This window comes from Porphyromonas loveana (assembly GCF_003096695.1).
GTDB classification, from domain to species: domain Bacteria; phylum Bacteroidota; class Bacteroidia; order Bacteroidales; family Porphyromonadaceae; genus Porphyromonas; species Porphyromonas loveana.
This window is the reverse complement of sequence record NZ_QEKY01000003.1, coordinates 45,599-65,962: the sequence shown is the minus strand read 5'-3', so window position 1 is coordinate 65,962 and position 20,364 is coordinate 45,599. Positions and strand designations below refer to the sequence as shown.

Annotated in this window: 25 protein-coding genes; 10 read left to right on the top strand and 15 right to left on the bottom strand. The window is 46.3% G+C overall.

What is annotated here, in order from left to right; all coding sequences use genetic code 11:
• Positions 1–276 precede the first annotated feature (276 nt).
• The 3 genes from C7382_RS02190 (at position 277) to C7382_RS02180 (ending at position 3,173) form a co-directional block, all read left to right on the top strand.
• Positions 277–1,503 (top strand): site-specific integrase, encoded by a 1,227-nt coding sequence (locus C7382_RS02190; RefSeq protein ID WP_116678682.1) that lies wholly within the window; start codon positions 277–279, stop codon positions 1,501–1,503.
• A 33-nt stretch (positions 1,504–1,536) separates the two neighbouring features.
• A complete protein-coding gene (locus tag C7382_RS02185) occupies positions 1,537–2,031 on the top strand; it encodes a DUF1896 domain-containing protein (protein ID WP_116678681.1) in 495 nt (164 codons plus the stop codon).
• A gap of 227 nt (positions 2,032–2,258) precedes the next feature.
• Positions 2,259–3,173 (top strand): hypothetical protein, encoded by a 915-nt coding sequence (locus C7382_RS02180; RefSeq protein WP_116678775.1) that lies wholly within the window; start codon positions 2,259–2,261, stop codon positions 3,171–3,173.
• Between the two features lie 43 nt (positions 3,174–3,216).
• Here the strand turns inward: C7382_RS02180 and C7382_RS10050 are convergent, their stop codons facing one another.
• Positions 3,217–3,402: a hypothetical protein gene (locus tag C7382_RS10050; protein WP_165815109.1), complete on the bottom strand. Its 186-nt coding sequence runs from the start codon at positions 3,400–3,402 to the stop codon at positions 3,217–3,219.
• 857 nt (positions 3,403–4,259) lie between these two features.
• Between C7382_RS10050 and C7382_RS02170 the strand changes: the two genes are divergently transcribed.
• The 7 genes from C7382_RS02170 (at position 4,260) to C7382_RS02135 (ending at position 8,645) form a co-directional block, all read left to right on the top strand.
• Positions 4,260–4,478, top strand: a complete 219-nt coding sequence (locus C7382_RS02170; protein WP_116678679.1) for a hypothetical protein — start codon at positions 4,260–4,262, stop codon at positions 4,476–4,478.
• 11 nt (positions 4,479–4,489) lie between these two features.
• Positions 4,490–4,780, top strand: coding sequence for a hypothetical protein (locus tag C7382_RS02165; RefSeq protein ID WP_116678678.1), 291 nt, complete (start codon positions 4,490–4,492; stop codon positions 4,778–4,780).
• 6 nt (positions 4,781–4,786) lie between these two features.
• Entirely contained in the window at positions 4,787–5,086 is a 300-nt protein-coding gene (locus C7382_RS02160; RefSeq protein WP_116678774.1) for a hypothetical protein, read from the top strand.
• A 21-nt stretch (positions 5,087–5,107) separates the two neighbouring features.
• Positions 5,108–5,527, top strand: a complete 420-nt coding sequence (locus tag C7382_RS02155) for a PcfK-like family protein (RefSeq protein WP_116678677.1) — start codon at positions 5,108–5,110, stop codon at positions 5,525–5,527.
• A 3-nt stretch (positions 5,528–5,530) separates the two neighbouring features.
• Positions 5,531–6,805, top strand: coding sequence for a PcfJ domain-containing protein (locus tag C7382_RS02150; RefSeq protein WP_116678676.1), 1,275 nt, complete (start codon positions 5,531–5,533; stop codon positions 6,803–6,805).
• 791 nt (positions 6,806–7,596) lie between these two features.
• A complete protein-coding gene (locus tag C7382_RS02140) occupies positions 7,597–8,118 on the top strand; it encodes an isoprenylcysteine carboxyl methyltransferase family protein (RefSeq protein ID WP_116678674.1) in 522 nt (173 codons plus the stop codon).
• Positions 8,119–8,192: 74 nt separating this feature from the next.
• A complete protein-coding gene (locus tag C7382_RS02135; RefSeq protein WP_116678673.1) occupies positions 8,193–8,645 on the top strand; it encodes a PH domain-containing protein in 453 nt (150 codons plus the stop codon).
• Between the two features lie 97 nt (positions 8,646–8,742).
• Here C7382_RS02135 and C7382_RS02130 read toward each other — a convergent pair whose 3' ends face one another.
• The 14 genes from C7382_RS02130 to C7382_RS02065 all read right to left on the bottom strand — a co-directional run bounded on the left by C7382_RS02130 (position 8,743) and on the right by C7382_RS02065 (position 20,166).
• Positions 8,743–9,219, bottom strand: a complete 477-nt coding sequence (locus C7382_RS02130) for a DUF3872 domain-containing protein (protein ID WP_116678672.1) — start codon at positions 9,217–9,219, stop codon at positions 8,743–8,745.
• A gap of 12 nt (positions 9,220–9,231) precedes the next feature.
• A complete protein-coding gene (locus tag C7382_RS02125) occupies positions 9,232–9,819 on the bottom strand; it encodes a conjugal transfer protein TraO (protein WP_394342039.1) in 588 nt (195 codons plus the stop codon).
• The gene (gene traN / locus C7382_RS02120) at positions 9,813–10,844 is read right to left on the bottom strand and encodes a conjugative transposon protein TraN (RefSeq protein WP_116678670.1); all 1,032 of its coding nucleotides are present in this window, start codon (positions 10,842–10,844) and stop codon (positions 9,813–9,815) included. The genes C7382_RS02125 and traN overlap by 7 nt, the downstream gene beginning before the upstream one ends.
• A 50-nt stretch (positions 10,845–10,894) precedes the next feature.
• A complete protein-coding gene (gene traM / locus C7382_RS02115; RefSeq protein ID WP_116678669.1) occupies positions 10,895–12,145 on the bottom strand; it encodes a conjugative transposon protein TraM in 1,251 nt (416 codons plus the stop codon).
• On the bottom strand, positions 12,135–12,434 hold the full coding sequence (locus tag C7382_RS02110; protein ID WP_116678668.1) for a hypothetical protein: 300 nt from the start codon (positions 12,432–12,434) through the stop codon (positions 12,135–12,137). Before C7382_RS02110 ends, traM begins: the two co-directional genes overlap by 11 nt.
• A 4-nt stretch (positions 12,435–12,438) precedes the next feature.
• The gene (traK, locus tag C7382_RS02105; RefSeq protein WP_116678667.1) at positions 12,439–13,062 is read right to left on the bottom strand and encodes a conjugative transposon protein TraK; all 624 of its coding nucleotides are present in this window, start codon (positions 13,060–13,062) and stop codon (positions 12,439–12,441) included.
• Positions 13,063–13,068: 6 nt separating this feature from the next.
• Positions 13,069–14,121, bottom strand: coding sequence for a conjugative transposon protein TraJ (traJ, locus tag C7382_RS02100; RefSeq protein WP_116678666.1), 1,053 nt, complete (start codon positions 14,119–14,121; stop codon positions 13,069–13,071).
• Positions 14,122–14,169: 48 nt separating this feature from the next.
• Complete coding sequence (locus C7382_RS02095) at positions 14,170–14,802, bottom strand: DUF4141 domain-containing protein (protein WP_116678665.1); 633 nt, start codon at positions 14,800–14,802, stop codon at positions 14,170–14,172.
• Positions 14,803–14,965: 163 nt separating this feature from the next.
• Positions 14,966–17,470, bottom strand: coding sequence for a TraG family conjugative transposon ATPase (locus tag C7382_RS02090; protein ID WP_116678773.1), 2,505 nt, complete (start codon positions 17,468–17,470; stop codon positions 14,966–14,968).
• A complete protein-coding gene (locus tag C7382_RS02085; protein ID WP_116678664.1) occupies positions 17,470–17,796 on the bottom strand; it encodes a DUF4133 domain-containing protein in 327 nt (108 codons plus the stop codon). The genes C7382_RS02090 and C7382_RS02085 overlap by 1 nt, the downstream gene beginning before the upstream one ends.
• A gap of 3 nt (positions 17,797–17,799) precedes the next feature.
• Entirely contained in the window at positions 17,800–18,102 is a 303-nt protein-coding gene (locus tag C7382_RS02080) for a DUF4134 domain-containing protein (RefSeq protein WP_116678663.1), read from the bottom strand.
• Positions 18,103–18,312: 210 nt separating this feature from the next.
• Positions 18,313–18,915, bottom strand: coding sequence for a hypothetical protein (locus C7382_RS02075; protein WP_116678662.1), 603 nt, complete (start codon positions 18,913–18,915; stop codon positions 18,313–18,315).
• On the bottom strand, positions 18,912–19,376 hold the full coding sequence (locus C7382_RS02070) for a DUF3408 domain-containing protein (protein ID WP_116678661.1): 465 nt from the start codon (positions 19,374–19,376) through the stop codon (positions 18,912–18,914). The genes C7382_RS02075 and C7382_RS02070 overlap by 4 nt, the downstream gene beginning before the upstream one ends.
• Positions 19,363–20,166: a nucleotide-binding protein gene (locus C7382_RS02065; RefSeq protein WP_116678660.1), complete on the bottom strand. Its 804-nt coding sequence runs from the start codon at positions 20,164–20,166 to the stop codon at positions 19,363–19,365. Before C7382_RS02065 ends, C7382_RS02070 begins: the two co-directional genes overlap by 14 nt.
• Positions 20,167–20,364: the final 198 nt, after the last annotated feature.

The following is a 20,364-nucleotide window of genomic DNA, read 5'->3' as shown; positions in this document are numbered from 1 at the left end:
CTTTTATACCAACCTTACATTTCAGAGTATGCTCAGAGTTCGCCGAAAGGCTCAAAATACTCTCCTATGGCTACAATATGGCTACACTTTTTCGAGTAAAAATAAAATTGTAGCCAAGAGTCCGTAGAGAGTTCGTTTGGATTACTCGTATATTGCTGTCATACAAATAATTATGTAGAACTTTGCAGCATGACCATCGAAGGTATTTCTACCGAAAATCACTCTTTTTCGGTTACAAATCTTTCGGTCACGGCTACAATTAAAAACAGATGATGTATGAAGTCAATTTTCAGAGCAGTCTTCTATTTAAGAAGCAACTATGTGAACAAGGAGGGCAAGACGCCGGTCATGTTACGGATCTATCTCAACAGCGAACGGCTATCCGTGGGATCTACGGGAATATCCGTTTCACAGTCGCTATGGGACAACGAAAAGGAACGCCTGCGGGGGCGTACTACCGAAACGCTTGACATCAATCTACAGTTGGATAATATCCGAAGCGGATTACAGGCGATTTTCAGGCGGTTGGAGATGACAGATTACCTGTCCTTGGAACGAATCAAGTCAGAGTATCTCAGCAAGGAAAAAGAAATGGACAGCCTGATACCTCTTTTCGAGAAACATAACGAAGAGATCAGGCAGAAAGTCGAGCTTGGTGTCGTCAGTTCGGCCACTCTCCAAAAATACAATGTATGCAAGAAGCATTTCGCAGCTTTCCTGAAAGGGAAGTACTGTCGCTCGGATATTAAATTGTCCGAACTGACTTACATGACTATCCACGATTTTGAATTCTACTTGCGTACCGTTGCCGGGCAAAACGGCAATACGGTCACAAAGATGCTGAAGACGTTCAAGACCATTACGATTTTCGGGCAGAAATTGGGCGTGTTGCTGCATGACCCATTCTTGAATCACCGCTTTCACTTGGAGCCGGTGACCCGAGGATTTCTCACAGATGAGGAAATACTGAAGATTGCCAATAAAGAGTTGGGTATTCAACGGTTGGAACTGGTGCGGGATATGTTCATCTTCTCCTGCTTTACGGGTTTGGCATACATAGACGTAGCCAATCTTACCCCCGAACATATCGTTACGCTGGATGACAAGCAGTGGATTATGACCAAACGGCAGAAGACGAATGTGGAGACGAATGTCCTGCTTCTGGATATTCCCAAAAGTATCATTGCCAAATACAACCACAAGACCTATCGTGATGGCAAACTCTTCCCCATTCTGAGCAATCAGAAGACCAACTCTTATCTCAAGGAGATAGCCGACCTTTGCGGTATCAAGAAGAACTTGACCTTCCATTGCTTAAGGCACACCTTTGCGACGATGTCGCTCAGTAAGGGCGTCCCGATGGAAAGCGTATCGAAGATGCTGGGGCACACCAACATCAAAACGACACAGATTTACGCCCGCATCACAAACAAGAAGATTGAGCATGATATGGAGCAGCTTGCGGATAAACTTGAAAAGTTCAATACGGCATTGGGCGTTTAACCGAATCATATAACTATAAAATCAGACAGTATTATGAAATCTACAGCAAAGAAAGAATTTTCCTACTTCCGTTTGAAGTTGGAAACTTACCTCAGTGACCACTTCCCCGAAATGATGGGAGATACATCGTTTATCACGGCACGGGCAGATGAAGCCCTCACTGCTTACTGCGATGCCGTGGCACAGGGCTTCTCTCACCTCGAAGCCGAAAGCATGGCAAGCGAGGTCTTGTTCCAAGGCTTGCACTTCTCGAAGTACGATACCCTTGTGTCTGTTTTGGAGAATGAGTTTGAAAAGGAACTGCCTTCACCTCTTCCCGAAAGACTTTCTCCAATACTCCTTCGGAACAAGGCTATTCAGGATGTATTTTCGGAATATGACCTTACGGACGATTTCGGTGCAAGTCCTGAATATGAGAAACTCTACACCGAACTGACCGGCACGATTGTTCTCTTGATAGAGGCGAATAATTTGCCCATGATAGGTGGGACGACAAAGAATAATGACGGAACAATGTGTCCCAAATAGCGTCTTCAACGGATGAAAATTTTCTTCGCGAAGAAAAAATATTTTGTTGGGTAATAGTGGTCGTTTTTGTATCTTTGGCAAAGAGTTCTGGATCTGGGGATTGGAGGAAGTCGGCGTTTCTTTATTAAGCATCAATAGGATTGATGAAAAGAGCGTGCCCTGATACGACCTCTATTTCATATCCCAACAGAAAAGTGGCATTCTTGATGGATAAGGAGTATGTACAGATGAGTAGAAATCAAATATATATCGATAAAGAGCAATTCGATTTCTTTTGTCAAATCCAACGGCCATATGAAGGATTTGTAGAAGGACTTGGGTACGCATTTGTTCATCGTGGATTTGTCAATCCTCACGCCAATCACCCGACAAATCCGTTCCGCCAAACCCAAGGCTATGTATTGCCTTTCAAGCAACAGTTGATAGAGGTCTCTCCCGACTTGATCGCTAATAGCCTAAAGTGTAATAAGACCGCTGATACACCTCAAGAGGTACCTGAGAGAGACAGTAGATTTTTAGGAGAGCGATTTTACGCAAAAGACGGTCGATATGTCTATATCGGTACTATGTCCGGCGGATGGGTTTGTTATGACAGATCAGGGAACAGAATACTGGAGCAATTACCTGAAATTATCGTTTACTCTTCAAAAGAACCCGGTAGAAGTATAATAGGGACAGGAAAAGACTTCGTCAATGCTGGACTGGGTGTCGCATCCACCTATATGGTTTATAAAGGTGGATACTACAAGTGGAATGAGGCCTGGCATATGACAAAAACACGAGGTTTGAGATACCGGTTTCAGAAAGAATGGAAAAACCCGGGTGCTGCTCACTGGCGAAAAGTCCAAACAAATACGGTCAGAACAGCTCGAAGAACAGCAGGGAAATTGACGAAGGCAGGAGGAGCCTTACTCGTTGCAGATATTGCCTTGTCAGGAGAACTAAAGCCTTCTCATGCGATAAATGCTGTTATGTTAGGAGCCTCCACCACCGGAGTCGGCACTATCGTCGCGGGAGCTTGGTTTATCCTCGACTTTGGGACTATGGGTGTGAACTATCTGATCAATGGAGAGGCAATAAGCTTGAGTGATATAATTGATGAAAATATCGGAACAATCGAAATGTACGATGGGCTCTATTAACAGTAAAAGCATAGATTACAAATCTCCGGTAAAATATCTGCTGTTAGGCATTGGAGCCATCCCCTGCAGCATATTTATGTTTTTGGGGATAAGCGGAGGAAGGCTCATCGTATCGATAATCCTCGGGATTCTTTGTGTTGCTACGTTGGCGATGGCGATAATCTTCTTGCTGCTTTACTTCAGGCGAACCGGCATTCAGAGGATTATTATCGGACAAGATCAAATCCACTTCGTATCATTGGATAATACCGTGCAAATGTTTCCTCTCAACACACTGAAGTCGGTCGATTTGTACTCTACCTACGATGAGATGATCGAGCTTAAAGCCCATCAGCAGCGAAAAATTACACTGTCGAAAAGCTGGATTAAGAGGAAAGACTATCGGTTTATTGTGAATTATCTACGAGAAAACTCAGTTCGATACAGATATAAATACACGGACTATCGGTAGCCAATTTTCTTGAGATAAGTCGTTGAAAATAGCGACTCAAAGAGTCTCTTTGTTACATGTTTTCATCCTTATCGTCAGACAGATATCCTTTATTCTGTTGCATCATTCGTTTGGCTATAGTTGTTTCGCTTCATAATATATACTGATAAATATTATTTTCTGAAAACTCCTTCTCCGGGTGGTTATCGAAAAAAGTCGATAGCCGCTCTTTTTCTGCTTTAAGGCGTGGCACTTCTGCTTCTCGCCCACAGCTCCACATTATGCGATGCAGGTCAAGACGGATGCTGTTCCTTTTTGTAAGCAAAGGTAGTACGGGGCTTGTCGGCTTTCCCAAGGTCGGGGCCTAAAGGTTTGTCCGGAAAATCTCCACACCTACACAATGCTTCGGGTTGTATTTTCCGACAAAACCTTGTGTAAGCCTTGCCCCGCTACCCTGATTTTGCTACAAAAAGGAATCAGCATACTCCGATCTTTGGACGCATAAAAAAAATGTCGCTATGGATAAGCAGAAAGTACATACAACATCTTCAATGAAGCAAAAAGGATATAGCTCCTCCTCTCATTACCGCATTAAATCTGTGGTTGGAGAACGTGAGTTGGTGGCATTGATAACCCTTTATTAGTACACTTATCAGATGAAAAGAAGAAGCAAAACTATTGCACAACAATGTAGATACTACGAGGTGGACAACATCTTCGAGTATATGGTATCGGTTTACCTCAACGGAAATATATCCGCCTTTGGAGAACTATACAAAGAACTCAATCGGAAAGACAGAAGGGAATTTATCACCTATCTCTTTTCTGAGGTTGCCCCTATTCATATCCAAGAAATCATTTTAGCAACAATCTAAACATAGGAACAATGGAAGCATTCAGATTTTATCAAGACCGCAAAATTACCTGTTGGGAACGCACCCATTTTGACGTAACAGCCGAAACTTATGAGGAAGCCCTCGCTATTGTACAATCGTGGCAGGGTGAAGATATGATGGAATGGGAGGATGAAAAGAAAGTCATTATAGTGAACTGCATTACCCTCCATGAAACAAGTGAACCTCTATCTCCGAAAGAAAACAACGGGCGAGCCACCATTGAAGTATTTGAGATGAGTGGAAAATGTATCGCAGATAACGCTAACCCTACAAAACAATAAATGACTATGGCAAATATATGCACCAACCTATTCTACGCATCAAGCGAGAATACAGAGACGATAGATACCATCCGAGCATTCATAGAGGAAAACTTCCCGAATGATTGGTACGAGCAAGACGATGAATATCAGATTGAGGGCGAATTGGAGAGCCGTTGGGATTTTCCACAGAGCCTATTCGAGGAATTGGGTAACAGCCTACGACACGATGATACCCTCTATATGCGTTGTCTATCACACGAACTATGTAACGAATACGCTTGCCTATCCGTTTACCGCAATGGACAATGGGCAATTGGAGTTTAACCCCATAAAACCGATAAGACAATGAAAGGAACAGAACACTTTACCCGAACGATAGCCGAGTATTTGAACCAGCGTGCAGCGACAGACCCCTTGTTTGCTCCTAACCTCCAAAAGCCGAACAAGAATATCGAGGAGTGTATCACTTACATTCTGAACGAGGTGCAGAAAAGCGGGTGCAACGGATTTGACGATGAAGAAATCTACTCGATGGCAGTTCACTATTACGATGAAGACGACATCGCAGTAGGTAAGCCTATCAACTGCCAAGTAGCTGTCAATCACGTGGTGGAACTCACAGAGGAAGAGAAAGCCGAAGCACGCAAGGAAGCCATCAAGCAATATCAGCGTGAGGAACTTGCCAAGATACAGAGCCGTAACGAACGCCCCAAGAAAGCACATCCCCAAGCCTCTCAACAGCAACCCTCACTATTTGATTTATAGTCTATGAAACCGAGAAACAAGTTTGAGAAAGCAGTATTTGCAGAGAGCAAGAACCTACGCCCGATAACCAAGACACAGAGCAAATGGGCTTTTCGTAAGTGTATAGACCATTTCGCATATCGACTGCCCAAAGGTCGCACAACGTGTATGGATTGTGGGCATAGTTGGACAATGAAGAAGCCGAAGGACACTTGCACCTGCCCTCATTGCAGGGCAAGGTTGCAGGTCAGGGAAACCTTTGAACGCAAGATAAGGCAGAAGCAGTATTTTACCATTCTAACCGCTTGTGGAGAATATCAAGTACTAAGAATGTTCCTTCTCTCCGTAGAAATGGAGAAAGGATGCAAAGCAACGTCCTGCGTTATTGAAATCGGTCAATATTGGTGGAACGCACAAGGAAGAAAGACGATTATTGCCGTTCAACGAACATTGGGAAGATATATTGACACCTTTTCCTTTTGCTCGCCTATGGCAGTCAGAAACGACAACGAAGCCTACCGCCATATATCGTACTCACAGATATATCCAAAGTTTAAGGTTACGGACACTCTCCGCAGGAATGGTTTTAGGGACAATTTTCACGACATTGCACCAACAACATTCATTTCTGCCCTATTGTCCGACAGCCGAGCAGAAACCTTGCTGAAAGCAGGCAGAACCGAGCATCTGAAATACTTTCTCAATAATTCGAGGACATTTGACGCTTGTTGGCAGTCCTATAAGGTAGCAGTTCGCAACGGTTATGACATAGAGGATATTTCAATTTGGTGCGACTACGTGGATATGCTCCGAAGATTGGGCAAAGACATACACAGCCCGAAGTATGTTTGCCCCTCCGACCTGCATAGGGAACACGACCTAAGACAAAGCGAACTCCGCAGACAATGGGAAAAGGAAGAAAAGGAGAAGAGACGCAAAAAGGCAATGGAGAACGAGAAGCATTTCCACGAACTCAAATCAAAGTTCTTCGGTCTTGCCTTTTCAGACGGCACAATCCAAATCCACGTATTGGAGAGTGTGCAGGAACATTTGGAGGAGGGAATGGCAATGCACCATTGCGTATTCGACAATGCCTACTATCTCAAAGAAAACTCGCTTATCCTTTCGGCAACCATCGGGAACAAACGAATAGAAACGATTGAGGTTTCTCTTGATACCTTACAGGTGGTGCAAAGCCGTGGAGTGTGTAATCAAAACACAGAATACCACGACCAAATTGTGAGCCTTGTCAATGCCAACCGCAAATTGATAAGACAGAGAATGAGAGCGACAGCATAAAAGAGAGTATTATGAGCAGTTTGATATTAGACTTTGTTCAGCGATGGAGAGCTGAATTTGACGAAGGTTATTGGTATATAGCTCCCGATATGCAAGTGGTACGAGAGTGGGATAGAGGATTGAGTAAACTACCTTTTCGCACTCTTGATGAATTACGAAATGGTAGTGGAAACTATTTTTCAAATAAGGAGGAAGCCGAATTCTATGCATCTATCTTTCGTTCTATCCTACTAAAAAGAGGACTTTCAAACAGAGCTGAAGGCAAAGGTTTGTTCTACTATATCGACACGAATATACCTCGCTGTGTCAGAACTTTTGAATGGACAGACCCGGACAAAGAGGACTCTCCCAGTATCAGTTTGTATAAATGTGGGAATTACTTCCTTGTTCGAGAAGAAGCTCACAACCTTTGCCACTTGTTCACGGCTCTTTTACATAGTCGTTTTAAGTATATTAGATAACGGAACAGCCACGGAGATGAGAATATCTCTCGTGGCTTCTTTTCTTTGTCTTTGAACGAGTAGGCGACCCAAAGAAAAGAAGCAAAAGAAAGTCGCAAAGAGAAATACCCTATTTCTATGCCCTCTGAAAAAGTCGATTTCAGTTCATTGGCATACTCCACGTCTTGCATCTATCCTAAACAAAACTCCTTTGAATTAGGGTAAAAATCAATAGGAAACTGAAGATATTCTGAAAAATAACTACTTTAAGGGATTGCGTAACTGTGTTAAACATCGTACTTTTGCGACCGAAAACAGGGTCACAAGTTTCTTACTCATTGACAATTAAATATGCAATACATTATCATTACCTTCATCTTTTTCTTTGCTTTACGATTGGGTTCCCTCTCGTTTTCCATCCGTAACGAAAAACTCCTGATGAAGAAAGGAGCAAAACAATACGGTAAGTTCAATTCTCTCCTATTGACATTGGCACATATTACCTACTATTTCGGAGCACTTTACGAAGCATACAGCAAGGGTGTTGAATTCAATGGTATATCACTTTTCGGCATAGGGATTATGACCTTTGCCTATGGAATGCTGTTCTACGTGATTTATAAACTGAGAGATGTCTGGACCGTGAAATTGTACATTGTCCCTAATCAACGTATCGAGCGAAGTTTCCTTTTTCGTTCAATTCGCCACCCCAACTACTATTTGAACATTATGCCGGAACTAATTGGCGTGGCACTCCTTTGCAACGCATGGACAACCCTCTGTATCGGCTTCCCATTGTATCTGTGCCTGCTAATTATCCGCATCAGACAAGAGGAAGCGGCGATGAAAGGACTTTGGGATATGCAAGCATAGATATTAATAGTATATTTGCACTGAGCCTTACGGCTTTAGCGTGTTATTAAGGATTAATTCTTCACGATTAGAGTATGAGCTACATAGACCAAACCCTTTTGACGAATGAAACCGTTCAGTACCGGGCGGTAGTTCATTGGTGGACCTTTATGGGTCCACTGACATTCCTCATTCCCGGACTTATTTTGAGCGGTTTTTCATCCTCTTTCTTCAGTATTCTCGGATACCTCTTAATCGGATTGGGTATATTCGGACTGATCAATCGCTATATAGAACAGCGTTTTGCCGAGTTTGTCTTAACAAATAAGCGGATTGTCTTCAAACATGGATTTATCCGTCGCGATGTTGTAGAACTGCAACTGAACAAGGCAGAAGCGATCGCGTTTCAAGAAACCTTCTGGGGACGTATTTTCGGCTTCGGCACCATCATCGTGACAACAGGAGGTGCAACCAATGCCTACAAGTATGTCAAGAACCCGTTGGCTTTCAGAAAAGCCATCAGTGAAGAGGTGGACAAGAACAAATAAATCGCTAACATCTCCACCCATAGAAAACAAGGTCATCTATCCTCCCGGACAGATGACCTTTTCACATTCAAACTTATTCACGTTCAAAATCAAGCAATCAAGTATGTATCTCTATGTTTCGGTGTTGCGTATCGGCTCCCGACCTCTTTTCCTTATGATTGAATTCCAGTGTCATGGTTTGGTTTTGCCCGTGATTATCTTCAAAGACCAGCTCCAATGATTGACGTTCCTTGCTTCGGGAGGTATAGTAAAGCCGAAACTCGCCTTTAGGGATCGGATAGCGGTCATTGGGGATAAGGGGCGATCCTTTAGCCCCGATGCGGAGTACCCCCACACCATCGTATTGAAAACAGCGAAGTGTATAACGAGTATCCTTGAAATCCCCTCGGGCAGTGAGTTTACATCGAATCTCTACCATTTTTCCACTCTGTACTTCCTTGGGGACGGGCATCGTCTCGACAGTAAACGGATAAGCCTGCTCGACATCCAACTCCCGAGTACAAGCAGATAAGCAAAACACGGCAAGGGAGAGCACCCCCATTACCCAAATTGTATTCAACATCTTCCTTTTCATTGTTATTCATGTTTAGAGATTAAACCTAAATCCTGCCGATAGTGCCGGACGAAAACGATGCACATCCGAGCCAAAGAGCAACCGCCCTTGTGCCTTGACAAGAAACAAAAGCCAGTCCGTGAGGAACACCTCCATCGAGCCATGCACGGCACCGCCATAGACGAAACGGGAGCGGTCAAGCAGCGTTGCTCCATCGGGCAGTAACTTCTTATCCTCATTCAGTTCCTCATAGCCACCCAAGGCAGATATGCCACCATAGAGAAACACGTTCTTGCCTCTATCCGAGAGAATGGGGTGCATATAGCCCATTTGTAAGAGAACATCTCGCATCGGTATATTGTAACTGCGATACGTCAGGTTTTGCTGCTCATATTCAATTCCTACAAAGACATAATTTGCACGCTCCAGATAACGGGTAAGCGATACTCCTATCCCGAAGTTCTCTTTGGCAAAAAGTTTTTCGCCTTTGATGATAGGGAGACTTCCTACGACTTCAATCCCATGTTGTCTGGGAATAAGACGCTGTGCGTGCGATGGCGCGGCAAAAGCCATGGCCATCACTACGCATATTGTAAATAACAGAAACTTCTTCATTACCATTTGAGTTTGAGGTTATCAATTTTCTTGGCGAGTAGCAGGTCTTCCTGCTCAACGTAAAAGGTCAGCGTGCGACCTCCGTTACGCTCGTAGAGCGTTACTTCCAGTTGCTTGTCTTCAGATAGCGAGAACTGTTCCAAAGCAAAGATGGTTCGCTCTTCACGATTTCCCTTGATATACATTACCTGATGGTAGGCACGCAAGGGCTGAAGTACCTGCTCCTGGATGGCAGTACGCTTTGCCACTTTCTTATCTACAACTTTAAAAGCAATAAAGTCCACCGAATAGGGCATGTTCGTGTCATTATCGATACGGGTATGAAAATAGAGCAAGCCGTTGTGGGCATACAAGCCACGGAGCAGGAACTTCATGCCAAACTGTTGCGTACCGATGTGCTTGATGGTACGTTTATCATTCCGGTAAATGGTCTGCATTATCAACTTCACCAATATGGGAGACTCATTACCCAACTCCTTAAAATAGATGTCGGCACGATTGCTTGGCAATCGTCCATCTGTTGGCGACAAAAATTGTGCTTCGCACCAATCTTGGCTGTACTCGGCAGAGCTTGAACGAGTTCCGCTCTGCCCTCGTTGGCACAAGAAGTCTTTCATCTCAATGCTGAGCTTCTCCGGCTCTTCGGCATATTTTACACTGAAGGCATAGAAGGAGCCGTCCTCACAGATAACGCTCATGTTGGTCTCCGTCTCAAAGTCACGCACGGCAGCCTTTACACGCAACACGTTCTCGGCATCCTCCGCTTTCCCTGCAATAATATTCTGAGAACCCAAGTCCACATAGCGTATGGGCGAAGGAAAGATAAGGTGTACGGTCTTCTCAAAAGTGACCTCCAAGCCATAAGGCAGAACGACACGTCCATTAGGTATGGCACGGCTCATTCCTTGAAAGAGGTCGCCCGAAGAGAGCGGACGATTGGGGTTAAGCGAAACATTGCTGTCCGTTTCCTGAGCAAAAGCAGCTCCGGTTACTGATGTAAGGAGCAGTACAGATAAAATCCATTTTTTCATTGTTACTGTTAATTTTGATGTTATAGTTTTACTCGTCATTGTCAATTGCTTTATTGGGTCTGCACCAAGAAGAGACGATAGCCGCCTTTGAGTGTTACCTTGATAGCTCGTAGTTTCTTCTGCAGAAGCTGACTTGCTCCTTGCATCACACCACGGGCCGCTTCGGAAATAATCTGATCCTTGGCGGAGGAAGCGAACGTGAACGAAGTCCCCATCGAGCCACCGATATTCGCTCCCATCTCTTTGAGAGCAGAGACATTTTCGGAGCCGGGGATGTAGACGCCCTCCTGTCCGTCCGTGTCGTATGCCGAAAGTTTTACGGGCATAATCTGCCCATCTATCTCAATACTCTTGATGTGCAGTTGCATCCGATTGCCCTCTATCTTAGCTTGGGCAATGAGTCTGCTTTGCTTGGGGATTCGTATATCCTTGATACGAGCCGTTTCCAATAGTCGCAAGGCTACATAGTCTCCCTCTTGGAGCGTGGTTGTTCTGTCTACCACCACTTTAAGCGTGTTACGCATCGTGGAGACTTCTGTTCCTGTGAGCGAATGAAAGCCCATATTGCGTGCTTTCGTTCCATACTCTTGTATAAAGGCGGAGTCCGTCATCGGCTGTTCGAGGGAGGAGACGATTTGTTTACGTTCGGTCAAGACCTCCATTACCGGCTCTGCCGTCTTGTTTATCGTTTGCGGTTCGACAATCGAACGTTCTTTGGCTTCTGCAAAAGCATTGCTTAAAGGGGAAGGTGTGGCAGAAGTTTGGGGCAGGTATTTCGCTGCCATTTGGTAGCTCTTCTCCATTAGGGCAAGCTGTTTTTCCTCTTCGTCTTCTTCATCGCTGTCCTTCTCGCGAAGTTCACGTCTAAGGTCTTCAATTTCTGCCCGTAAGGCTTCACGCTCCTCTTCGTGCGGATCGGGTGCATAAAAGGAATTGAGCAAGCGATTGTTCTCCTCGTAACGGTGCATCGAGGTTTCTATCTTCGCCGTGGAAGCGGCTGTTTCGGCACATTCCGCATCAGAAGGCTCTGTGCTCTCTGAGAAGTAGTCCGATAGCCTGCCCATCTCCTCACGGGCTTGTTCCTCTTGCTCTACCTTGTCTCCCAGTTCGTAGGCTTTGAGCTTGTTCTCCGTCAGTTGCTCGGTTGTCGCCTGTGGAATGCTGTCGTTGAGTCCTTGCTGTGCAGCACTCTTGTCCTTACCCGATGGGGCAAAGATAAACCACATCGAGAGGGCACAGAGGAGACCAAGTCCTCCAAATACCAAGCCCTTTTTGAGTTGTTCTTTCTGTTTATTTTTCATTGCTGTTGTATGCTAAATGATGAATATAATTAGAGGGGCGAGCATATAGGCTGTCCATTCGTTGTATGGGACTGTCCACGATCTGGCTCGTGGGAAAGGGCAGCACTTCCTCTCTTTGGGGTAGGAAGAACTGTGCAATCATCCAGATGGAGCAGACCAAGTAGACGAGGCTCAAACCATAAACGATGACCTTACGCTGTCTTATCGTGAGCCTGTTGCATCGATGGCGTAGCCAAAGGTGCAGCTTCAGATAGTTCCGTGCCGGTGAAAATCCTCTTCTTCGTGCCATAGCCTTATCGCTTATAGGTTTGAATATCCCTGTTCTCATGCACAAGAAAATGCTCCATGAGAAAACCCTGCGGGTTATTGTCCGAGCGGACGGAGTTCTGCAATCGACAAGTTGTGATAAGACTTCGTTCTGTGACGTTGCTCTGACGCAGGATATACATCCGGGCATAGGTCGTCACCTCGTAGGGATAACGGTTAAAGTTGCAGCGGATGGAGTCTATCTCCACACGCTGATTGACATTCCCCGAAATGGTTCGGTTGTAGTATCCTTTCTCCGCTAAGTCCTTATAGTAATCGAACGCCGACTTGTCGCACAAGAGGAAGGCACGTTCCATGTTCTTTTCGATGGCATCCTTATCGGGCGCAATGGTAAAAAACAGCTCGTGAAAGCGACGGACATGTTCTCGGGCTTCCACGGGACGATTGTTCGCAGCATCCTGACTCAGGGCAAGCATCAGCGACTTGCCCTGATCAAGCACATAGATTTTCTCTCGCTGTTTGCTCGCAAAACTATACGAGGCGTAGAGTGCGTAACCGCTGACGGTCACACAGACCACGGCAAAAACAATGGCGTAAAGCCTGATCTGCCTAAATGAAGTTTCGATATTGGTAAGTGACTTGAATTCCATGGTTCTTTATCGTTTTAATCGTTCTTTTGCTTTGATAAGCATCCCTTTGAGTCGTCCTCCGACGTTACCCGCAACGGCACCTACTCCTCCTGCCACAGCCTTACCTCCCGTGTAGGCTCCACGTGCTCCACGTTGTGCCATCTGATTGACATTGCGACCATACGAGCCGATACCGCCACCCGCTTCGATAATCCATCCTGCTACGGTGGGTACGCAGAAGTAGCCCACGATGCCGATAAGGAAGAAGACGATGTAGTACCAAGACCCCGAATCGGGCAGATAGTTCGGATCGCTGAGAGCCTCGATGTCCTTCTGCACCATCAAGACCTGTATCTTGGTGAGTAGTGCCGTAAGAATGCTGCTGACGGGCAGCCAGAGATAAACCGATATATAGCGTGAGAACCAAGCCGTGAGAGAACCTGACAGACCATCCCATACGGCAATACCAAAGACCACGGGACCGAGAATGGAGAGGACGATCAAGAAAAAGGTGCGGAGCGTGTCGATGATAAGCCCTGCCGCATGAAAGAGCAACTCCATCAGGTCGTGGATGAGTTTCATAAACCATTGCTTGGTCTGGTAGGCAGCACGCTCGGCATACATCCCTGCAATCGTTACGGCATCCTCCGGTCCGATAATGCCCATCTCTTCAATCTTTTGGTCGAACTTCTCATTCGAGACGAGATAAGCGGTTTCGGGATTACGTAAATAGGCTTCCTCCTGTAGCTTGTTCCGCTTGGCAATCAGTTCCGACAAGTTGCTCTCTTGTTTGTGTACCATCTGCTCTGTTCCTTGTACCACAGGAGAGAGAATAGAGTTCATAGTGCCGAGCACCATCGTCGGGAAGAACATGATGCAGAAGCCCAGCACGAAAGGACGGAGCAGGGGAAACACGTCGATTGCTTCGGCACGGGCAATGGAAGCCCATACACGAAGGGCAATATAGAAGAGTGCTCCCAAACCCGCTATCCCCTTGGCAATGCCCGTCATCTCAGAACAGAGTGGCATCATCTCATCGTAGGTGGAGCGTAAGAGCTCGTGTAAACTGGCAAAATCCATAAGCGAATTGGTTGGGTAAATGTTATTTCTGTTGTTTGGCCTATGGAATTACCAATACCTGCTTGCCGTGTTGCCGTAGAGCGCCTTGACGGAGGCGAGGTCGTTCTTCTCACGGGCACGCACATAGCTCACAGAGATGTTCTTACGAGTATAGTAGGATACCAGCGAACGGTATTCTCGGAGCGTGGTGTAGATACGATCAATCGCCTGCATACGTTCACTGTCGTTCATGGAAAACACGCCCGACTTGGCTACAGACTTGAGTTCCTTCAAACTCTCACCGCTTTGCTCTAATAGTTTGGCATAACCTGCTGCCATCGCCGCCAGTTCCGAGGGACGAAAGTTCTTGTCCGAGAGCATTCGTTTGTAGGAGGTCACATAAATCTCCGAGATGTCGCCCACCATCAGGATGCACTCCTTGACCTTATAGGCATCACCAATGAAATTGTTCACCTTCTTGAGGGCATCGTAATACTTCTTGGTGTCGTTGTAGAGTTTCTCCACCTCCTTAAATCCCGCCAAGGTATTCTTTACCGTCTTGGAGGCGGTGGCAATCTCTTTGACCGTATTAGCGATGTTGCCCGCAAAGTTGGTCGGGTCAGCGACAACCCACTGGGCGTGGGCTTTGCCATTTATCAAGAGAATGGCACTCATCATCAGCATTAAAATTTTCTTTCTCATTTTACGAATTGATTTTTGCGTAGATACAATGCCGTTTGATTTGCTCGGAAAAAACAGTCGAGTAATTTTGAAAATCAGTCGACTGTTTCCTTGAAATTAGTCGACTGTTTTCTCGGGATATATCGTCATATTTTTCGAGCTGTTGTATTACGCGGTTAAACTTTCATTGATTTCTTTTCTCCTGAGCCAACTGCCGAATAGCCATTTCGATGTCACCGCTGAGTTCAGCGGCACGTCGCATCACTTCGAACTTCTCCGTTTCTTCGGTCGTGTAGGTCAGATATTCCTCCATACTTACCTCTGTAGCATAGACGGCACTCTGCATACCACCCAAGCCTATCCAAACTTCCTTGTAAAGTCGGTTCGGATCGTTGTTCTGATTGATGGAGAGTATTTGGCTCTTCTCCTTTTCGGACAAACCGAGCATCGCTTGGATGCCATCGAACTTGGTCATGTACTTGCGCTGGTCAAGGAGAATTTTGCAGTCCGAGTTGTTGATGATGCTCTCCTTGACCACGGGTGAGGAGATGATGTCATCCACCTCTTGCGTTACGACAATGGCTTCTCCGAAGTACTTCCGCACCGTCTTGTAGAGATACCGTATATAGTCCGCCATGTTTGCCGAAGCGATGGCTTTCCACGCTTCCTCAATCAGTATCATTTTGCGGACACCCTTTAAGCGGCGCATCTTGTTGATGAAAGCCTCCATAATGATAATCGTTACCACAGGGAAAAGGTCTTTGTTGTCCTTCACTTGGTCTATCTCAAAGACGATGAAACGTCTTGACAATAAATCGATGTTCTTGTCTGAGTTCAGCAGGAAGTCGTAGCGACCGCCACGATAGTACTGCTTCAGTGTCGTGAGAAGGTTATTGATATTGAAGTCCGAGAGCGTTACTTCGATCTCTCGCTTTCGCATATCCTCCCGATACACATCTCGCAGATACTCGTAGAAGGTATTGAAACAAGGAACGATGCTCCTGTCTGAGCGAATCAACTCGATGTAAGCATTTACGGCTGAGCCCAATTCCCCTGCTTCCGTCTTGGTGATGCGCTCCTCGGCAGACTTCCACAGCGTGAGCAGCAAGGTGCAGATACTCTCCCGTTTCTCCACATCATAGACGTAATCATCCGTGTAGAAAGGATTAAAGGAGATCGGACTCTCATCCGTATAAGTAAAATACACTCCGTCCTCGCCCTTGGTTTTGCGGTGAATCAGTTCGCACAGTCCCTGATAGGAGTTTCCCGTATCGACCAAGAGGACATGCGCCCCCTGCTCGTAATACTGGCGTACCATATGATTGGTGAAGAAACTCTTGCCACTTCCTGAAGGACCCAAGATAAACTTGTTGCGATTGGTTATAACCCCACGCTTCATCGGTAAATCGGATATATCCAAATGAATAGGCTTTCCCGAAAGGCGGTCAGCCATCTTGATACCGAACGGAGATAACGAATCACGGTAGTTCGTCTCAGCCGTAAAGAAACAGAGAGCCGGATCGATGAAGGTATAGAAACTCTCCTCGGCAGGGAAATCGGCGGCATTGCCGGGAATGCCCGTCCAATAGAGCGTTGCCGCATCAATGGTGTTGTGGCGCGGTCGGCACTCCATGAGGGCAAGGGCACTGCCCACGTCATTCTTGATTTGACGGAGTTCCTCCTTGTCATTGCTCCATGCCAGCACATTAAAATGGGCACGGATGGAGGTCAAGCCTTGTGAATGAGCAATGTTGAGATACTCCTGTATCCACTCCTCGTTAATCTGGTTGCTACGGCTGTAGCGTGCCAGCGAGTGCATGTTCCTTGCCTGTTTTTCAAAGCGTTGCAAGTTGGCGTCGCTATCTTCGATGAAAAGGTACTGGTTATAGATATGGTTGCAGGGGAGCATCAAGCCTACAGGAGCGGCAAAGGAAAGTCGGCAGTCGCTCCTATCGGTGGAGAGCTGCTCATATCGGCTGTCCGTGCTGACTGTTGTCGGCAGGTCGTCCGTGTCACTGAGTGTATGCAGACACAAATGGTTGTCCCCCACACGCACAAGGTCGGCACCTAGACGAATGTCCTCCAGTGATGCGTGTCCCTCTTCCGAGAGGGAAAAGTAACGGTCAAGCAAGCCGCCTTTCTCTTTTGTGCCGACAAGCTCTTCCTCGGTCATCCGTATCAAACGAATTTGCTCCGTATCATTGATGATACGCTCGAATTGTTCGACAGCTTCCATAAACTTCATCACTTCGTCCTTGTTGCTAATCTCCTTAGGTAGCAGATGCCCACGGCAGAGCGAGGAAAAATTGCTCTGTTGTGCCATGCGCTGCTTATTGGTCTTTGTCAGGAACAGATAGACCGAATGATGCAGGTACGGACGTTCGTTAAAATGTCGTTCGGATGCACGGGCGAGGAAACTCAGACTGCCATCAGCGAGCTTGCCTTGATAGTCTTCCTTAATAAACCAGTCCTGCTTGTGCACGATGCTGTAATTGGGTAGCACTTTTATAGCCTTGTGCCAAGCCGAGTGTATCGCTTCGTATTCGGCAGAAGTGACAGCGAAAAGTTCGGGAAGCTCTACCCGGAAAGCCACCGTAATATCGGCATCCTTGCTCACCATGCAACCCTGCTCAACAGAGAGGAGTGGGAACTTCGATTCCAAGGTCGTTATCTTACTCTTGTTTCTCATCATTTCTTGCTTTTGAGATTCCGGATAAGGTGATAGACCGTCCGGCGGTTCACAAGGTAGCGTGGGTGCATTCTTATTGCTCCCTGCTTCATCAGTCCGTATTGCCCATACTTGCGGTTCATGGCGAACGTTTGCCACACCACAAGGGTGGCAACCACTACGCCCATGACCAGACAAGCTATTTGGCTGATGAGGCAGAGATAGAGCACGACTACGAGGATGAAGACGGCAAGCAATCCTCCGGCAAAGAGGAAGAGGTACTGAGCTTTCAAGCCCTTGAACTCCACCGTGCGTCCTACACCTTTATTGATTTCCCAAGATGCCATCGTTTACAAGAAAAAGCTTCTAAGAATCGTAGCTGCCACGATGAGGAAGATACATGCCCCAAACCAAGAGGCTGCGGTCTTACTCGTATCCGGATCGCCTGATGCAAATTTGTTATAGACCTTGATTCCTCCGATCAAGCCCACTACGGCACCAACTGCGTATATCAATTTCGTCCCGGGATCGAAGTAGGAGGTCACCATTTTCGTGGCTTCATTGATACCCGCCATACCGTTTCCTTGTGCGTATGCTCCTGCGGTAGTGGCGAGGACAAGGAGTAGCACCATCCAAATTTTCTTTCTATTCATTGTTCTCTCTTTTTATCAAGTTGTTAATACATCATTGTTTTACAAATAGTAGGATAGCGGTCTGTCGTCCGCCGTTGTTTCATCTTCCTTGGAAGTACCCAAAGCATTGGTAGCCATTCTTTCTTCCTCTCTCGTATCTTCTTCGGTTTTACGAATAAGGGCAAGGACTTTTTGGTGGTCTCCTGCGGTGGCTTCGAGACAGGCAGTGTACTATGCCATGAGCTCTGTGCCACGCATCAGAATGATCATCTCCGCTACTTCCTCATCCTCTCCCTCGTCATCATGCGTGGCAATGTGCTGCAGCCGTTGGAGGTCCCGGTAAAGGATAGCCGTAGGTGTTACTTCGGGCATGGGGTCATCGGTGAGCAGCAATTCCTCTCGAAGCATCTCCCGTTCGTCCACCTGCTCCATGGTGTAGTCGATGTGAAGTTCACTGTCGTTATCTGCATCGGAAAGCGGTTCTGTTTCTGCTTCACGATGAATGACCTCTTCCGTTTTTCGCTCCTCATGCGACTTTTCGACAGCGAAGGTATCGCTCTTTTCGACTGATTTTTTATTTGAGGAAACGAGGGGAAAAGCAGGGATATTTCGGGAAGCTCTGTCCTTTTCCATCGGTTTGGATTTACCGACCAATTCGTAGGAATGGGGCAATCTTTTCTCTGTCTGCAGAGCCTTCTCTTCGACTCCCTTGTCCTCTCTTTTGAGGTGCTTGTATTCTCGCTCCTTCATCAGTTTGTAGATATAGAGTGTGTAGAGAAGTAGCCATAAGATGGCGAAAAGTAGCAACAGGTTGGTTAGGAATGTCTGTATCATAGTTGTATGGTTGTTTTACGCCTTTGTTTGGTGCAGGCATTGTTGAGCAGGTCTTGATGCTTTCTCAGATGCTCTCGTAGTATCCGGTCGATATAGGAGGAGATGGGAGTTCGCTCGTCAAGGTCGTGCAGGATGTTTCGCAGAATATCCAACGTGTCGACACTCAGTCCGACAGACCTGTGTTGTCGGTTGCGTGAGGGTTGGAAGAAGCACGAACGGTACTCCTCCATGGTCATGCCTTTTTCCTGAGATTGAGTTGGGTTCTCCTTGACAATGGTCTCCTTTTCCCTTGTTTGCTTAAAGGAATCTGTTTGTTGCTCCCACTCACTTTCGGATGGTCTTTTCTTCAGTGGAGGGTCAAACTCAGCCACAGCCTCGTCGCCCTTAGGGCTTATCCCGTCTTCGGCCATTTCCTTGAGCTTGGAGGATAACAAGCTGCGATGTTCATCAATCGTGGGCATGGCTCTCAGGTGTTAGGTGAATATGCTTCATCAGTTCTGCCACCAACTCGTCAATACCCGTTCCCTCTCTCAGAGCCTTGGCAGGGGCAATGTAGGTGGAACGGAACACGTTCCTCACTCCATAAGCGGCCAACTCGTGGGTAAAGCGGTGGGTGGCATAGACACGAGAGGAAAGTAGTGTAATGCCCTGCTCCGCAATGTAGTTGCTGTAATACTCGATAATGGTATTGCGGACACGACGGTCTACCTTATTCCACAGCAACATAATATCCTTGATGCGACTGCTCTGCATTGATACGCCCAAGTCACAAACAACCTTGGCATAAGCAAGACAGGAGACCATAGATTGCACATCCGCCTCGATGGGTGAGAGGATATAGTCCATCCATTGTGAAAGTTCCAACAGTTCCTCCGTCCCTGCGTGACCGGGAAAGTCGAAAATGACTAACTCAATACCCTCTTGTGGGTTCTCCTTGATGTGCTCCTCTGCTGTGGCGATGGCGTTCTCGGGCGAGGATTTCAAGACACGATAAGCCACGCGTCCTTGTGCCTTGAAGTAGGTACGCATTTGCCGAACAAGTTCAGGATTGTCCGCAATCGTGGCTTTCTCCCGTTCACGGAGTTTATAGAATGAATCCTGCGTCATGTCGCAATCTACGACCAAAAGATTGATGCCTTTCTCATAATAGAGAATACTGCTGATGATTTCCGCCAATGTGCTTTTGCCTACGCCCCCTTTTTGAGAGGCGAACCCCAAGAAGATGGGGGCTGTTGATGTTGTTATTTCCATTGTTATAATTATTGAGCGATGTAGAGTTATATTTTTATGGGAGTATGAGTCTATGAGCACATGGTGTTATAGGTGTGAACTGTTATGCCGACACATCACCATCCTTATTCATTCCCGTATTTTTATCTTCACACGTCACCACATTTACATGTTGCCATGTTACCATAAATGGTACGTACCACATCACCATAAAAACAT

What these genes read in the sequence shown, in the direction of transcription:
- C7382_RS02125 (WP_394342039.1), bottom strand. Translation starts at nt 9,819, where the DNA reads ATGGTAATGAAGAAGTTTCTGTTATTTACAATATGCGTAGTGATGGCC.
- C7382_RS02170 (WP_116678679.1), top strand. Translation starts at nt 4,260, where the DNA reads ATGAAAAGAAGAAGCAAAACTATTGCACAACAATGTAGATACTACGAG.
- C7382_RS02135 (WP_116678673.1), top strand. Translation starts at nt 8,193, where the DNA reads ATGAGCTACATAGACCAAACCCTTTTGACGAATGAAACCGTTCAGTAC.
- traJ (WP_116678666.1), bottom strand. Translation starts at nt 14,121, where the DNA reads ATGGATTTTGCCAGTTTACACGAGCTCTTACGCTCCACCTACGATGAG.
- C7382_RS02160 (WP_116678774.1), top strand. Translation starts at nt 4,787, where the DNA reads ATGGCAAATATATGCACCAACCTATTCTACGCATCAAGCGAGAATACA.
- C7382_RS02085 (WP_116678664.1), bottom strand. Translation starts at nt 17,796, where the DNA reads ATGGCATCTTGGGAAATCAATAAAGGTGTAGGACGCACGGTGGAGTTC.
- C7382_RS02190 (WP_116678682.1), top strand. Translation starts at nt 277, where the DNA reads ATGAAGTCAATTTTCAGAGCAGTCTTCTATTTAAGAAGCAACTATGTG.
- C7382_RS02155 (WP_116678677.1), top strand. Translation starts at nt 5,108, where the DNA reads ATGAAAGGAACAGAACACTTTACCCGAACGATAGCCGAGTATTTGAAC.
- traK (WP_116678667.1), bottom strand. Translation starts at nt 13,062, where the DNA reads ATGGAATTCAAGTCACTTACCAATATCGAAACTTCATTTAGGCAGATC.
- C7382_RS02070 (WP_116678661.1), bottom strand. Translation starts at nt 19,376, where the DNA reads ATGCCCACGATTGATGAACATCGCAGCTTGTTATCCTCCAAGCTCAAG.
- C7382_RS02095 (WP_116678665.1), bottom strand. Translation starts at nt 14,802, where the DNA reads ATGAGAAAGAAAATTTTAATGCTGATGATGAGTGCCATTCTCTTGATA.
- C7382_RS02185 (WP_116678681.1), top strand. Translation starts at nt 1,537, where the DNA reads ATGAAATCTACAGCAAAGAAAGAATTTTCCTACTTCCGTTTGAAGTTG.
- C7382_RS02180 (WP_116678775.1), top strand. Translation starts at nt 2,259, where the DNA reads ATGAGTAGAAATCAAATATATATCGATAAAGAGCAATTCGATTTCTTT.
- C7382_RS02165 (WP_116678678.1), top strand. Translation starts at nt 4,490, where the DNA reads ATGGAAGCATTCAGATTTTATCAAGACCGCAAAATTACCTGTTGGGAA.
- C7382_RS02140 (WP_116678674.1), top strand. Translation starts at nt 7,597, where the DNA reads ATGCAATACATTATCATTACCTTCATCTTTTTCTTTGCTTTACGATTG.
- C7382_RS02080 (WP_116678663.1), bottom strand. Translation starts at nt 18,102, where the DNA reads ATGAATAGAAAGAAAATTTGGATGGTGCTACTCCTTGTCCTCGCCACT.
- C7382_RS02065 (WP_116678660.1), bottom strand. Translation starts at nt 20,166, where the DNA reads ATGGAAATAACAACATCAACAGCCCCCATCTTCTTGGGGTTCGCCTCT.
- traM (WP_116678669.1), bottom strand. Translation starts at nt 12,145, where the DNA reads ATGAAAAATAAACAGAAAGAACAACTCAAAAAGGGCTTGGTATTTGGA.
- C7382_RS02150 (WP_116678676.1), top strand. Translation starts at nt 5,531, where the DNA reads ATGAAACCGAGAAACAAGTTTGAGAAAGCAGTATTTGCAGAGAGCAAG.
- C7382_RS02075 (WP_116678662.1), bottom strand. Translation starts at nt 18,915, where the DNA reads ATGATACAGACATTCCTAACCAACCTGTTGCTACTTTTCGCCATCTTA.
- C7382_RS02110 (WP_116678668.1), bottom strand. Translation starts at nt 12,434, where the DNA reads ATGGCACGAAGAAGAGGATTTTCACCGGCACGGAACTATCTGAAGCTG.
- C7382_RS02090 (WP_116678773.1), bottom strand. Translation starts at nt 17,470, where the DNA reads ATGAGAAACAAGAGTAAGATAACGACCTTGGAATCGAAGTTCCCACTC.
- C7382_RS02130 (WP_116678672.1), bottom strand. Translation starts at nt 9,219, where the DNA reads ATGAAAAGGAAGATGTTGAATACAATTTGGGTAATGGGGGTGCTCTCC.
- traN (WP_116678670.1), bottom strand. Translation starts at nt 10,844, where the DNA reads ATGAAAAAATGGATTTTATCTGTACTGCTCCTTACATCAGTAACCGGA.